Origin of the sequence: Hydrogenovibrio thermophilus, assembly GCF_004028275.1 — a bacterium.
In the GTDB taxonomy this organism is placed as follows: Bacteria; Pseudomonadota; Gammaproteobacteria; order Thiomicrospirales; family Thiomicrospiraceae; genus Hydrogenovibrio; species Hydrogenovibrio thermophilus.
On sequence record NZ_CP035033.1, the window covers coordinates 97713 to 112723 of the forward strand.

General features: G+C 49.4%; 13 protein-coding genes. 6 read left to right on the forward strand and 7 right to left on the reverse strand.

What is annotated here, in order from left to right:
• Position 1: 1 nt before the first annotated feature.
• Entirely contained in the window at positions 2 to 340 is a 339-nt protein-coding gene (locus EPV75_RS00440) for a hypothetical protein (RefSeq protein ID WP_029939295.1), read from the forward strand.
• 20 nt (positions 341 to 360) lie between these two features.
• On the opposite strand, the gene EPV75_RS00445 is transcribed toward EPV75_RS00440, so the two are convergent.
• Positions 361 to 927, reverse strand: coding sequence for a nitroreductase family protein (locus EPV75_RS00445; RefSeq protein WP_128384097.1), 567 nt, complete (start codon positions 925 to 927; stop codon positions 361 to 363).
• Between the two features lie 281 nt (positions 928 to 1208).
• On the opposite strand from EPV75_RS00445, the gene EPV75_RS00450 reads away from it, so the two are divergent.
• The 4 genes from EPV75_RS00450 to EPV75_RS00465 are packed head-to-tail and all read left to right on the forward strand — an operon-like array spanning position 1209 to position 7059.
• Positions 1209 to 2135: a hydrogen peroxide-inducible genes activator gene (locus tag EPV75_RS00450; protein WP_128384098.1), complete on the forward strand. Its 927-nt coding sequence runs from the start codon at positions 1209 to 1211 to the stop codon at positions 2133 to 2135.
• Between the two features lie 50 nt (positions 2136 to 2185).
• The gene (locus tag EPV75_RS00455) at positions 2186 to 2905 is read left to right on the forward strand and encodes an MlaA family lipoprotein (RefSeq protein ID WP_128384099.1); all 720 of its coding nucleotides are present in this window, start codon (positions 2186 to 2188) and stop codon (positions 2903 to 2905) included.
• A gap of 13 nt (positions 2906 to 2918) precedes the next feature.
• A complete protein-coding gene (locus EPV75_RS00460; protein ID WP_029939299.1) occupies positions 2919 to 3995 on the forward strand; it encodes an efflux RND transporter periplasmic adaptor subunit in 1077 nt (358 codons plus the stop codon).
• A 10-nt stretch (positions 3996 to 4005) separates the two neighbouring features.
• Positions 4006 to 7059, forward strand: a complete 3054-nt coding sequence (locus EPV75_RS00465; protein ID WP_128384100.1) for an efflux RND transporter permease subunit — start codon at positions 4006 to 4008, stop codon at positions 7057 to 7059.
• A 69-nt stretch (positions 7060 to 7128) separates the two neighbouring features.
• On the opposite strand, the gene EPV75_RS00470 is transcribed toward EPV75_RS00465, so the two are convergent.
• The 6 genes from EPV75_RS00470 to EPV75_RS00495 are packed head-to-tail and all read right to left on the reverse strand — an operon-like array spanning position 7129 to position 13000.
• On the reverse strand, positions 7129 to 7446 hold the full coding sequence (locus tag EPV75_RS00470; RefSeq protein ID WP_128384101.1) for a Na+/H+ antiporter subunit G: 318 nt from the start codon (positions 7444 to 7446) through the stop codon (positions 7129 to 7131).
• A gap of 10 nt (positions 7447 to 7456) precedes the next feature.
• Complete coding sequence (locus tag EPV75_RS00475) at positions 7457 to 7726, reverse strand: K+/H+ antiporter subunit F (RefSeq protein ID WP_029939302.1); 270 nt, start codon at positions 7724 to 7726, stop codon at positions 7457 to 7459.
• Positions 7720 to 8217 carry a Na+/H+ antiporter subunit E gene (locus EPV75_RS00480; protein ID WP_128384102.1) on the reverse strand — a complete coding sequence of 166 codons (498 nt, stop codon included), beginning with the start codon at positions 8215 to 8217 and terminating at the stop codon, positions 7720 to 7722. The genes EPV75_RS00475 and EPV75_RS00480 overlap by 7 nt, the downstream gene beginning before the upstream one ends.
• A gap of 12 nt (positions 8218 to 8229) precedes the next feature.
• Positions 8230 to 9747, reverse strand: coding sequence for a monovalent cation/H+ antiporter subunit D (locus tag EPV75_RS00485; RefSeq protein WP_128384103.1), 1518 nt, complete (start codon positions 9745 to 9747; stop codon positions 8230 to 8232).
• Positions 9744 to 10160, reverse strand: a complete 417-nt coding sequence (locus tag EPV75_RS00490; protein WP_029939305.1) for a Na+/H+ antiporter subunit C — start codon at positions 10158 to 10160, stop codon at positions 9744 to 9746. Before EPV75_RS00490 ends, EPV75_RS00485 begins: the two co-directional genes overlap by 4 nt.
• Entirely contained in the window at positions 10160 to 13000 is a 2841-nt protein-coding gene (locus EPV75_RS00495) for a monovalent cation/H+ antiporter subunit A (RefSeq protein WP_128384104.1), read from the reverse strand. The genes EPV75_RS00490 and EPV75_RS00495 overlap by 1 nt, the downstream gene beginning before the upstream one ends.
• A 196-nt stretch (positions 13001 to 13196) precedes the next feature.
• Between EPV75_RS00495 and EPV75_RS00500 the strand changes: the two genes are divergently transcribed.
• Positions 13197 to 14987, forward strand: a complete 1791-nt coding sequence (locus EPV75_RS00500; protein WP_051673604.1) for a Na/Pi cotransporter family protein — start codon at positions 13197 to 13199, stop codon at positions 14985 to 14987.
• Positions 14988 to 15011: the final 24 nt, after the last annotated feature.

Below are 15011 nucleotides of genomic sequence, written 5' to 3' on the forward strand. Positions count from 1 at the left end.
TATGATTTACATTAAATGCGATGCCCAAAACCAAATCCAAGACATCACCTTTTCCGAAACCGAGGGTTACATCGAATCAAGTGTGTTTGACCCGCAAGTCAAAGCGTTTTTACAAAATACCCAGAACGAAGAACTCATTAAAGAAGTCCTTAACAAGCTCGATTTGGATATGGTTCGTGTCATTGAAGATATGGTCGATTTGATGATTGAAAAACGCTTGATTCTGTTCACGGATCTACCGCAACCGGTTCAGAATAAACTCTTGTTCAAACGCTCCTTACGAGAATCCTTGAACCCGGAAATCAGTCTGATCGACGACGAAGAAACCCTGAATTTCTAAACCATGAAATTTTGGCGTTTTCAATCCAGATATGTTGTCACCTTTTCAACCGGTTTACGGCCGGATTCCCCGACACAAGCCGGTTTACCCATGTACAAAGCCCCAATCAATTCCACCTGATTAGAATCGATTTGTAAGGCATTAAACGTCCTTTCATCCTGAATAACCGGCCCGGTACTCCACTGCACACCCAGGCCTAATTCCCAAGCCGCCAACTGAAAATTTTGAATGGCGCAGCTACAGGCGGCGTAATCCTCTTTGCACATAACCGGATCGGCGTTTAAAACCTGCCCTACCAAAACAATTTTGGGAATGGCTTGAAATTTAAAAACCGCTTTATCATAAATTTCGTTAAAGGCATCGGTTTTTGGATCGGCTCGCTTCTTCGCACGGCTGTCCGCATAGATATGCGCCAAAGTCGCTTGCATGTCGGATCCCAGTACCCAAAAGCGCCAGGGTTCCGTAACTTTATGATTGGGTGCCCAAATAGCGGCTTCCAGGCACTGATCAATCCATTTCGCTTTGACTGGAGCTGAAGTGAACTGATAAACACTGCGACGTGATTTAATTGTCTGTAAGATTGACATAGAATAACTCATGAATAACTATAGTATTTAGACTTGGATAAACTGTAACAAATTGTGAATAAAATCTTGAGTAAAGTTTATTCAAGCGGTTATCCACAATTCTTTCACATCTCATACAGTAAAAAATAGTCCAATTCTTATTAGGGTTATAAACAGGCTAACAAATTGAATTCAAAATCAAAATACAACTTATCCTTGTTATTGGGCCTCACTAAGAGAAATAAAAAGAACAAAACAAAATAAAGAATACATAAATATATACTTAAGTGTGAATAATCAGAATGACATTAAACGAACTGAAATATTTAGTGGAATTGGCAAAAGAAAAACATTTTCGAAAAGCATCGGAAAATTGTTTCGTCAGTCAGCCAACCCTGAGTATCGCCATTAAAAAACTTGAAGACGAATTGAATGTAAATTTGTTTGAAAGACGCAAAAACGATGTCTTAATCACGCCAATTGGCCAGCAAGTGGTCGATTTGGCAGAAGAAATCATTCAAAAAACCAAAACCATCAAGCAAATTACCCAAGATGAACAGTCTCAAACCACTGAATTAAAATTAGGTGTGATTTATACCATTGGGCCTTACCTGTTACCTTACCTGATTTCTGAATTTCATCAGAAAGCGCAAAACATTCGTTTATCCATTGAAGAAAATTACACTCACGAGCTGGCTAAAAAATTGCACAGTGGTGAATTGGACATTATTATTGTCTCCTTGCCCTTTTCGGAACCGAATACCGAAGTGTTTCCACTTTACGAAGAAAATTTTGTCGTGGCCATGCCGAAAGATCATCCATTGGCTGAAAGGAATGAAATTGCTTTAGAAGAAGTGCATAACGAAACCGTTTTGCTATTGGGGGCCGGTCATTGTTTTCGCGATCAAGTGATAGAAGCCTACCCGAGTTTGATGCATTTGAATTATCAAAGTAATCCATTACAAAAAACACTTGAAGGCAGCTCATTGGAAACCATTCGTTATATGGTGGCTTCAGGAGCCGGTATTACCGTGTTACCCTGTACCGCCTGTCAAAATCAGGACGATTTGCTGGTGTACAAGCCGCTTAAAACACCTATTGCAAAACGGGAAGTGGTCATGGCCTGGCGAAAAAGCTTTCCAAGACATAAAGTGTTACAAACCTTTAAAGAAACCTTCGATGGTATTAAGTTACCCTGTACTCTTAAACCGGATTTGAAAGAAGAATAAGTACTGTGATTCAATTAAAAAACACCCTATTTGCTGTCTGTTTAAGTTTGATGACGGTTACAATTCAAGCCGATGACGATATTCTCAAAGATTATGAATTTCCGACTCAACCGGCCATGAACACACAAGACCCTTATGAAAACTATAACCGGGCGGTTTATCAGTTTAATATGGCGTTTAACGATGCCATTGGAGAACCCGTCGCAGGTGCTTATAACCGTTATGTTCCGAGCCCTGCGCGAACCGGTATCGGGAATTTTTTCCGGAATTTAAAAGAACCTTTGAATACCGTTAATGCGTTTTTTCAGGGAAATGTTGAAGCCGGATTAACCAGTTTTATGCGGTTAGCGATCAATTCCACTTTCGGGTTATTTGGGATATTGGACATCGCCACACCGGCCGGGTTGACTTACGAAAAAGAAGATTTAGGACAAACCCTTTATAAATGGGGCGTCTGGTCGGAAGCTTCTTTTTTCATGGTACCGATTCTCGGGCCTTATACCACGCGGGAATTGGTCGGTGGCGGTATCGATGCGGTCTATAACCCGACTTATCCGTATTTGATTGAAACCGATGATGTCGGTCGTATCATGCTCTTCCTGGGCGAGAAATTCGTCGATTACACGCAAGTCGTCACTCTGATGGGTGAAGTCCGTTCACAACCCGATCCATACATTTTCATGCGTGAAAGCTATATGCAATATCGTATGAATTTGATCTATAACGGCAATCCACCGGCACCGAATCTGGATGATTTCAACTTTGAATAGGATTTGAAAAATCATGAAACGTTTACTGATGTTATGTTTATTGCCAGGCCTGGTGCTTTTGGCAGGATGTGAATCTCAACAACAACAGGATTCGGAAACGGAAAACAGCATCAGGCCAGTGAAATACACTATCGTTTCCGAGCCCACCCTCTTGACGCAGCGCGAATTTCCCGGGGTATTGCAAGCCAAAGACCGGGTCGATTTGTCTTTCCAGGTGTCGGGAAAACTCAAAAAACTGCCGATTAAAGAAGGTCAAATCATCCAAAAAGACGATTTGATCGGTCAATTGGATCAACGCGATTACCAAGCCAAATACGATTCGGCGGTGGCCGATTTTGAAAACGCCCAAGCCGACTATGAGCGGGCGAAAAAACTCATCAAAAAAGAGTTTATATCCCAATCGGATTTTGACAAACTCCGCGCCAAAAAGGATATGACCGACGCCAATGTCCGTTTGGCTAAAAAAGCGCTTGAAGACACCGTTTTAAAAGCGCCTTTTTCCGGAACCATTGCCAAGCAATACGTTCGAAATTTCACCGATATCCAGGCCAAGGAACCCATCGCCAGTTTGCAGAATAACGACGAATTGGAAATTGTGGTTTCGGTTCCGGAATATCTGATGGTGATGAATGATGAAGACAAGCGTCAGGGCAGCTTTGACCTTAAAGCGGTGTTTCAGAACATTCCCAAAGAAACCTTCGATTTGAAAGTGAATGAATTCGCCACCGAAGCCGATTCCTCCACCCGAACCTACAAAGTGACCTTAGGCATTCTGGATAAAAAAGGTTACAACCTCTATCCGGGGATGACCGCCAATGTCTATATTTCCGGAAAAGCGGGCAAAAAAGTCAATTTGGTTCCGGTTAATGCCGTGTTCGCCGATCCGGACGGTAAGCGGGCTTCTGTGGTCTGGAAAATCGATTCGGACAACCGGGTGCATCAGCATCCGGTTGAAATCGGCCAGTTGAAAGGTGACCAAATCGAAATCCTCAGCGGTTTGGAAACCGATGACAAAATCGTCACCGCTGGTGTGCATCATCTGGTTGAAAATCAGCCGGTGAAATTGCTTCCGGCTTCTCAAACCCCTTGAGGAGACGGTTATGAATATCGCGGAATACGCCATTCGAAAAAGAACCGTCACCCTTATTTTGACGCTTTTTGTGATTGTTGGCGGTTTATTTTCCTACGAAAACATGGGCCGTTTGGAAGACCCGGAATTCACCATCAAGGAAGCGGTGATCATCACTTTCTATCCTGGCGCGTCGGCTCAACAAGTTGCGGAAGAAGTCTCCGATAAACTGGAAACCAAAATTCAAGAACTGGGCGAAGTCAAAGAAATCCGCTCGCTCAATAAACGCGGTTCCTCGGTGATTACCGTTCAGATGAAAGATAAATACGGTAAACAGGATTTACCGTTAATCTGGCAGAAATTACGTTCCAAAGTGAACGATATCACGCCGAGTTTACCGCCCGGCGTGTCGAAACCCATCGTCAAAGACGATTACGGGGATGTCTACGGTATTTTATTCGCCATGACCGGGGACGGTTTCTCTTACGCGGAAATCAAGGAATACGCCAAACTGTTGCGTAAGGAACTGTTGTTGGTGCCGGACGTTGCCAAAGTGGAAATGACCGGCGTTCAGGATGAAACCATTTACATCCAATTGGATCGCAGCCAAATGGTGTCGTTGGGAATCGGCATTGATGAAATCGTTGATAATCTGCACAACAAAAACACCATTTTGTCGGCCGGGGCGGTAAAGGTCGGGCCGGAATACATTACCTTGAACCCCACCGGTAAAGTCGATGCCATTGAAGACATTAAAAACCTGGTCATCGGTTCTCATTCGAGTGGTTCGGACGGTCGAACCAATCTGATTTACCTCAAAGATATCGCCAATATTTACCGCGGTTATGAAGATCCGCCGAGCGAGATGATTCGCTATAACGGCTTTCCGGCGATTGTTTTGGGAATTTCGACGGTGCAGGGCGGTAATGTCGTCAAGATGGGCGAGGCCATTGAAGCACGCCTGGCGGAAATCGAAACTCAGATTCCGGTCGGTATCGAATTGAACGCCATTTCCATGCAATCCGACAGAGTGACCGAATCCATCAATGCGTTCATTATCAACCTGATTGAAGCGGTCTTGATTGTGGTGGCGGTGCTGGTGATTTTCATGGGCTTCCGCAGCGCTTTGATTATCGGAACCGCCTTGTTTGTGACAGTAATGGCCACCTTTATTCTGATGAAAACCCAGGGCATTCTGCTGGAGCGGATTTCCTTGGGGGCGTTGATCATCGCTTTGGGGATGTTGGTCGATAACGCCATCGTCATCATCGACGGCATGTTGGTGCGAATTCAAAAAGGCCTGGAACGGGTTCAAGCGGCGCGGGAAGTGGTCAAACAAAATCTTTGGCCGTTATTGGGTGCCACCTCGGTGGCGATTCTGGCGTTTGGCGCCATCGGCCTGTCTCAAGACAGCACGGGGGAATACACCCGTTCGTTGTTTTACGTGATTCTGTATTCGTTATTGCTGAGCTGGTTGGTGGCGATTACCGTGGTGCCGTTATTGGGCGTGATGTTCATCAAGGTTTCGGAACAGCAAGGTGACCCTTTCGCGAGCCGCTTTTATCGCGGTTTGAAATCGGTGCTGATTGTCCTTCTCAAACATCGTTGGGTCACCGTGGTGGTGATGCTGGGGCTGCTTTACAGTTCCTTTCTGGCGTTTGCGCAACTCAAGGACAGTTTTTTCCCGTCTTCCACTCGGGATCAGTTCATGTTCCACATGTATTTTCCGGAAGGAACCGATATCCGTGTGGTCAGTGAAGTCAGTCATGAATTTGAACAAGTCTTGCTGAAAGACGACGAAATCAAAGATGTGTCCACCTTCGTCGGCAGTGGCGCGCCGAGATTTCTATTGACCTATTCGCCGGAAAAAGACCCGTCCGCCTATGCTTACATGGTCATCACCGTCAAAGATTATCAGACCATTCCGGCGTTGATGAAAAAATATTACGACTATGTCGAAGCGCATTATCCATCGGTTTTGCCGCGGCCGGAAGCTTTCGCGCTCGGGCCGACCAAGCCGGCGGTGGAAGCGGTGATTTACGGTGAAAATGCCGATACGCTTCGCCACATTGGCCATCAAATCGAAGACATCATGCGTGAAAACGGCGCCACCGCCATCCGTTCCGAATGGCGTGAACGCGTTAAGGAAGTCATTCCGGTGTTTGACGAAGTGCGTGCCCGTGAACTGGGTGTGAGCCGCGAGGATTTCAATCAGACGCTCGACATCACGTTTAAAGGTTTAGCCGTGGGTCATTATCGTGAAAAGGATGAAATGATCCCTATGGTCATCAGAAGCGACGAGAAAGACCGTTCTGATATCGATCAGCTGAACAATATTCAGGTTTGGAGCAGCGGGGCGCGTAAATACGTGCCAATCAATCAGGTGGTCAAAGACATCAAAGTCGAATTCGTGGACGCCGCTTCGCATCGAAAAAACCGAAAACGGATTTATAAAGTGATGTGCGATCCGGCCATCGGCGCCTTGAAAAGTTCCATTTTCAAAAAGGTGCGCGAACCGATTGAAGCACTGCCGTTGCCGGAAGGCTATCATCTGGAATGGGAAGGTGAGTTCAAGTCCTCGAACGATGCACGAGCCGGTCTGATGGCGTCGATTCCGATGTTCCTGATATTGATGATTTTGATTGTCATCGCCTTGTTCAACTCGATTCGTGAACCGTTGATTATCTGGTTGACGGTGCCTTTGGCGTTAGTTGGGGTCGGGTTTGGTTTGTATATCGCCGACCAGCCTTTCGATTTCATGGCCCTGCTGGGTTTCCTCAGTCTGTCGGGGATGTTGATCAAAAACTCGATTGTTCTGATTGATGAAATTAATTTGGAATTGTCGCTAGGGCGTGAAAAATTCGACGCCGTCATCCATTCGGTTTTGTCGAGAACCCGTCCGGTGAGTATGGGCGCTTTGACCACGGTGCTGGGGATGATTCCACTGTTGTCGGATGCGTTTTTCGTTGCCATGGCGGTGGCGATCATGGCCGGTTTGGCGTTCGCGACCGTTCTGACGTTATTGTTCGTACCGGTACTCTATGCGATTTTCCACGGCGTTAAAGTGCCGGAAAACGTTAAATAATGTTATTCAAATACAAAAAACGCCCAGGCCTGGGCGTTTGTTAATTAATGTAATTCCATGAAAAGCGTTTCAATCGATAGAGTTTCGGGTTTTGTCGATCTGTTTGATTTTGATGTGTAAAGCCGCTTTGGCCATCAAATGCGCGCTGACCGGCGCGGTGATGAACAAAAAGAAGGTCACCAGAATTTCGTGCAGGCTCACGCCGTCCTTATCCAGGCTAAAATACAGCGCAGAGGCCAATAAAATCGCGCCCACGCCCAAAGTGGTGGCTTTGGTCGGTCCATGCAGACGCATGAAGAAATCCGGCAGTTTGAACAGCCCGATGGAACCCACCAGCGTGAAGAAAGCGCCGATGAGAATCAGCGCGGCTAAAAGATATTCCAACATGATGCTCACCTTATTCCATGATGTCGCCGCGAAGCAGGTATTTGCTTAAGGCGACGGTGCCGACAAACCCCATCACTGCAATCAAGAGCGCCGCTTCGAAATACAGCGGACTGCCCAGATACAATCCGAACAGAATCAATAAAGCGATGGAATTGATGTACAGCGTGTCCAACGCCAGAATGCGGTCGGGAATGTCCGGCCCTTTCAATAATCGGTAAAAACTCAACACCAACGCCAGACTCACCATGACGAAAGCGATTTCCAAAACGGTTTCTAACATGACTCAAAAATCTCCATTAACGGTCGCTCATAGCGTTGTTTGATTTCCTGAATGGTTTCGGCCGGGTTTTCGACATGCAGCGCGTGTACCAGCAATTGCTTGCGGTCTTCCGACAAATCGCAGGAAACCGTGCCCGGCGTCAGGGAAATGGTATTGGCCAGAAAACTGATCCCAAGCGGATGTTGGATGTCCAGATCGATGGTGATGAACCCAGGTTGCAAATGGTCTTTCGGCCCCAGAATCAGTTTGGCGACCGCCACGTTGGCCACCAAAATATCCCACAGCACAATACCGAAAAACCGTAATTGGGTCCAGGGACGGCTCAAACAGACCTTTTCCTGCCAGAAAACCGCCGTGATCATCGGAATGACCAAAGCCAGCACCAAGCCGAGTACCATGTGTCCGGCGCTGAAATTATTGTTCAATAATAACCAGATCAGCCATAAGAACAGGCTCAATACCGGATGGGGCAATAGTGTCTTTAATCGCATCGTCTCTTCTCCCTATCCTGTCACCGCTGGGGTGCCGAGCACCGTTTCGATATACAGCATCGGCTGCTGCAACTGCTGGGCGATCGAGTCGGTCAAAGCCGTCACCGGCGTGGCGAAAATCACCAGCAGTGGACTGACGGCCAATAAAAATGCGACCGCGACATAAGCGTTGCGGTTACAGCGTTCGCCATCCGATTCAATGTGCGGTTGGGTGTGATAGAACAGCAGGGAACCGGAGCGCGCCAAGGCGATGATCATCAATAAACCGGAAACCAGTACCGTGGCCAGAATCCACCCGAACCAATCGGATGTCAGGGCCGCCGACAGAATCAAGACTTTCCCGAAGAAGCCGGATAACGGTGGCACGCCGGTCATGGCGACGGCGACGAACATGAAAGTACCGCCCAGCAAGACCGCGCGGTGCATCATCGGGCCGGAATCGAAACGGTCATGGAAGTGGCCGCGCCCACGGGCAATCATATCCGCCAGCAAGAAGAAACCACCGGCCATTAGCGTGGAATGAATCAGGTAATACAAGGTCGCGGAAAGTCCGGCTTCGGTGTTTAAACCGATCCCGATCAATAGCGTCGCCACCGAGGTCAACACCAGATAAGCCACTTGTTCGCGCAAACCGCGGGAGGCCATGACGCCCAGGGCGGCGAGCAGCATGGTGACCAGTCCGAAGCCCAATATCCAAGGAATGTAATAGAAAGCCAAATCCTGTGCGGTTTCCCCGAAAACGGTGCCGTGCACGCGGATAATCGCATAAAGCCCGACTTTGGTCATAATCGCAAAAAGTGCGGCGACCGGCGCCGAGGCATTGGCGTAAGCCTGCGGCAACCACAGATACAACGGGAAAATCGCCGCTTTGATGCCGAAAACCAACAAGAGTAATAAACCGGCGGCGGCGACGACCGCGTGCTCGCTTTCCGGTAATTGCGACACTTTCACCGCCATATCGGCAATGTTCAAAGTGCCGAGAATGCCGTAAAGCGCGCCGACCGCGAACAGGAATAAAGTGGAACCGATCAGATTGATGACCACATACTGCAAGCCGGCTTTGGTGCGGAGACGGCCGCTGCCGTGCAACATTAATCCATAGGAAGCCAACAACAAGACTTCAAAGAAGACGAACAGGTTGAAGACGTCGCCGGTCATGAAAGCGCCGTTCAGACCGAACAACTGAATCTGGAACAATACATGGAAATGCGACCCTTTGGCGTCCATTCCCGTGCTCATCGCATACCAAAGCGCGCCGATGGCAAGAACCGACGTCATCAACACCATCAAGGCGGATAATTGATCCAGCACCAGAACGATGCCATAAGGGGCCACCCAGTTTCCTAAAGCATAAACCTGAGGTGAGTTGTCCATGGCGGTCTGCAACAACAAAACCGCAATAAACACCAGGCCTGACGTCAACAGGAAGCTTAAGGCGCGTTGCAATTTGAGGCCGCCGAAACGCGCCAACAGAAGCAGTACGCCGCCAATCAATGGCAACAGCAGCGGATAAATCGTTAAAGGCATCATGGCGTTCCGTCCTCTTGGTTAGGGGAATCGGAACCGTTTTTATGCAGTTTCGGTGGCACGGTATTTTCCAGAGAATCTTCGTCCGGCGCCAAATGCAGACCGTCGACATGGTCGTTGCCCAATTCGGCGCGGGCTTTGAGGGATAAAACAATCAAAAAGGCGGTCATCCCGAAGGCGATAACGATCGCGGTCAGCACCAACGCCTGCGGTAACGGGTCGGTATAACCGCCTTGTTCCGGGTCGATGACGGCTGGTAAACCGATGGTCAAACGGCCCATGGTGAACAGGAAGACATTCACCGCGTAAGACAGCAAAGTGATACCCAATACCACCGGAAAGGTTCGGGCGCGGAGGGTCAAAAAGACGCCGCTCGCGGTCAGAACACCAATGACCAAAGCCACGAGAATTTCCATTATTTCACCTCCTGACTGACGGGATTCGCCGTTGGATCATTCGGATGATGCGAGGCGTAACTGAGTTTACCGAGTTGCACCAGGCTCATGACCGTGGCGCCGACGACGACCAGGAAAACGCCCAGGTCAAACGCAATGGCGCTGGCCACTTCGAATTCACCGACCACCGGCCAATGCAGATGCGTAAAGGCGGATGTCAGGAACGGATAACCCAGTCCCATCGCCACCAGGCCGGTGGAAATGGCAATCAGCAATCCGACGCCGATGGACCAATGCATGTCCACCTTGATGCGCTGGCTGGTCCATTGAATGCCGTTGGCCAGGTATTGGACGATCAGCGCCACCGAGGCAATCAAACCGGCGATAAAGCCGCCGCCCGGCAGGTTGTGGCCGCGCAGGAAGATAAACACCGCCACCAGCAACATCAGCGGCAAGAGCAGGCGGGTCAGGGTTTGCATGATTAATGGATGCTTGTCGCTGTTCCATAAACGGCCCTCGATATCGTTTTTCGGAGCCGGCAGTTTCATGCCTTCCAGCATAGCAAAAACGCCCAGGCCTGCCAGCGCCAATACCACGATTTCACCCAAGGTATCGAAGCCACGGAAATCCACCAGTATGACATTGACGACATTGGTGCCGCCGCCGCCCGGGACACTGTTGGCGAGGAAATATTCGGCGATGGTGCTGTAATCGCGTGTCAATACCGACAAGGTAAAGAGAGTGACACCGATACCGGCAAAAGCCGCCAGCAAACCGTCACGCCACAGACGAATCCGTCCGGCTTGTTTTGGGGTGTATTGCGGCAGGAAATACAGCGCCAGCAATAACAGAACAATGGTGACCACTTCCACCGACAATTGCGTCAACGCCAAATCCGGCGCGGAGAATTTCACAAAGCCGAGTGAAATCACCAGCCCGATGACGCCGATGACTATCAGAGTCAACAGTCGTTGACGGTGCCAGACCATGGTGAGAAGGCTGATAATCATCAAGCCGAGGGCGACCACCAAGGTCACGCCGTCCAGTGGCAGCAAGGCCCGGTCGCCGAGCAAGGCGCCTGGATACGCCAGGAAACCATAGGCGCCAATCACCAGCGAGGCCCCGATAATCCAAGCCGAAGCGTTCTGCAAGGAACCTTTATCGAAGCTTCGGGTAACGCGAATCGACGCATTGAATAATTTCTGTAACCAGAAGTTGAAGTACCGTTTGGCATTGATGCGGCGGAAATAACGTTTGTAGAAGGCAAAGAACCGCTCGCGGCGGAAATACACCAGCACCCCGACGGCCATGGCGATAAAGCTCATCATCAACGGATAGTTAAAGCCGTGCCAGATGGCCAGACTGTACGCCGGGGCCGTTGTCTGTAAGGTGCCCATGACCGCCACCTGCAGAATCGGTGCAACGGTGTAAGCTGGGAAAATACCCACGGCCAGACAAACAATAACCAAAATATCGACGGGAATTTTCATAAAACGCGGCGGTTCGTGCGGCGTTTTGGTCAAACCAATCGGTTCGCCGTTGAAGAAAACATCGTGAATGAATCGAATCGAATAGGCCACCGAGAAAACGCCACCGATGGTGACCAGAACCGGAATCATCCAGGCCATGGAATCGGCATTCGACATTTCCACGGCCTGCTGGAAGAACATTTCCTTACTCAGGAAACCGTTCATCAGCGGCACACCGGCCATGGCGGCCGAAGCGATGATTGCCAGCGCGGCGGTGTGCGGCATGTATTTAATCAGACCGTTGAGTTTACGCATATCGCGGGTGCCGGCTTCGTGGTCAATAATGCCCGCCACCATGAACAATGAGGCCTTAAAGGTGGCGTGGTTGATGATGTGGAAAATCGCCGCGACGGCCGCCAATTGCGTGCCGAAACCGAACAACAGAGTAATCAGGCCCAGATGACTGATGGTGGAATAGGCCAGCAGACCTTTTAAATCGTTCTTGAACAGGGCGGTGTAACCGCCGAGCAGGAAGGTGATTAACCCGGCACCACCGACCAACCAGGACCATTCCGGTGTGCCCGATAAAACCGGGAAAAAACGCGCCAGAAGGAAAATCCCGGCTTTGACCATGGTGGCCGAGTGCAAATAGGCCGATACCGGGGTCGGTGCGGCCATGGCATGCGGCAACCAGAAATGGAATGGAAATTGGGCCGACTTGGTGAAAACACCCAATAGAATCAATATCAAAATCGGCAAATACAAAGGGCTGTTACGAATGACTTCGCCAGCTTGCAACACGTCGGTCAGCTGGTAGCTGCCGACGACGTTCCCCAGCAATAATACGCCCCCGAGCAAGGCCAAGCCGCCGCCGCCGGTGATGGCTAAGGACATGCGCGCGCCCTGACGGGCGTCTTTACGTTGCTGCCAATAACTGATCAGCAGGAAAGAGGTGATGGACGTCAATTCCCAGAATACCACCAATTGAATCAGGTTTTCCGACAGCACTATCCCGAGCATGGAGCCCATGAACATCAGCAGGTAGGAGAAGAAGCGCCCCATGGAGTCTTTGGCGGCGAGGTAATAACGGGCATAAAAGATGACCAGTAACCCGATGATCAGAATCAATAAGGCAAACAGTAGGGCGAGGCCATCGAGGCGGAAAGCGAAGTGCAGTCCGATGGAATCAATCCAAGGCCAACTTTGAATCAGGGTTTCACCTTGAAACGGCAAGGAAGCCGATGGCATCAGAAACGCCAATGAAAGGAGGGCAACACCGCCGCTGGTCCAAGCCGCCGCCAGACGGTTCAGCTTGGAAGCCCACGCCGCCAAAATGGCGCCGAAAAAGGGAAGGAGCACCACGATGGGAAGATTAAAGGCCAATAGATTCATAATAATCGGATTCACTATAAAAGCAGTTTATAACCTGAAAAGGTTACCATAAAGCGCCAGCGAGTCAATGTTTTAGCGGTTTTTCTGCCAATTTTAATCCTGTCAGGAGAAAAAATTTTCAATGGGGTTTCGTAAGTTGGTTTACTTTGCTGAAAATTCGGATAGGATTGGAGTTTTCAAGCCGGAAAACCGCGTCATGAACCCGATTGAACTGTCTTCGAACGCCCGACAACATTTGAAAACCCTGGTTTTGTTTACCCTGTTACTCAGTGTGACCGGTTGGGTTATGGCAGCGGACGATTACGTTGTGAAACTGGACTGGCCGACCATGATCATGTCGTTGCTCGGTGGGTTGGCGTTGTTTCTGTTCGGTTTGGATTTGATGATTAAAGGCTTGTTGGCGGTGGCCGGTGAACGCATGAAACAATTGCTGGAAAAACTCACCGTCAACCGGGTGACCGGCGCGCTTTCCGGAACCTTGGTCACCGCGGTGATTCAATCGTCGTCGGTGACGACGGTTTTGGTGGTGGGGTTTGTTTCCGCCGGATTGATGACGGTGAGTCAGGCCGCTGGGGTCATTATGGGAGCCAACCTCGGGACCACCATCACCGCGCAAATCGTAGCGTTTAAAATCACCAATCTGGCGTTATTGATGATTGCGGTCGGGTTTGTGATTCAGTTCGTCGGCCAGCTGAGTCGAACCCGCCATTTGGGGGAATTGATTCTCGGGCTAGGTTTGATTTTCTTCGGCATGAACGTTATGAGCGATGCCATGTACCCATTGCGCAGCTACGAACCCTTTTTGAATCTGATGGTGGAAATGCAGAATCCGTTTTATGGCATTCTGGTCGGGTTGGTGTTTACCGCGCTGGTGCAATCGTCGTCCGCGACCATCGGGATCGTGATTGTCATGGCCAGTAACGGCTTTTTGACCTTACCGGCGGGCATCGCCTTGTCGATGGGGGCGGATATCGGCACTTGTGTGACCGCGATGTTGGCCGCCATCGGCAAATCGCGGGATGCGGTGCGTTCCGCCATGATTCATGTCGGTTTCAATGTGCTTGGGGTGTTGATCTGGCTGCCGTTCATTTCCGTATTGGCGTATCTTTCGGTATCGATTTCACCGTCGGTGACGCCGGACATCATCACCATGGAAACCTTGGCGGAAAACACCCCGCGTGAAATCGCCAACGCCAACACCATCTTTAAGTTCTCCGCCTTATTGCTGTTTTTGCCGATGGTGCCGTTGTTTGTCTGGGCGGTCTATAAGCTGTATCCGGTGGTGGAAGACGAAACCAACCAGCGTGAAATCAAACCCAAGTTTCTCGACAAAGGGCTTTTGACCGCGCCAACCATGGCTTTGGATGCGGTGGAAATGGAGATCGACAGCTTCCGGCAACGCTTGAACAGTCTTTTCAATCATGCCGTACAGGCCGATTCAATCACGCTGGATAAATTGACCTTTGAAGATAAATACGTGGAACGGTTGAAGAACTATCAGCATCAGATATTGTTGTATCTGGGTAAAATCAGTGAAGCGGACTTGGATGAAGCCTTGCAAAACCGTTATCTGAAATTGATTACGGTGGTGAATATTCTCGAATCTATGGTGGAAACCATCGATAACGGTATTGTGCAGGCCAAGCACAAAGCCTTTGAGAACAAGTTCAAACCGAGCGAAACCATGACCAATCTGCTCGGTAACCTGGCTAAGGAAGTCGGGAAAGGGGTGGATAATGCGTTATTGTCGCTCACCGAAAAAAGTGAAGACAAAGCCATGCTGGTATTGTCGGTTAAATCGACCATCGACCACCTGATTCAGGAAGCCCTGAAGCATCAGGCACGATACCTGAAAGCCGATGCGCAACGGATGATGATTTTCCGCCTAGAAATGCAATTGGTGGATGCGTTCAAACGCATGCATACCTTGTCGAAACGCATCGCACGGTATCAAATGACAACGCCATCCGGAAACGATAAAAGTTGATAATTCATTAAAATAAAAGGGGAA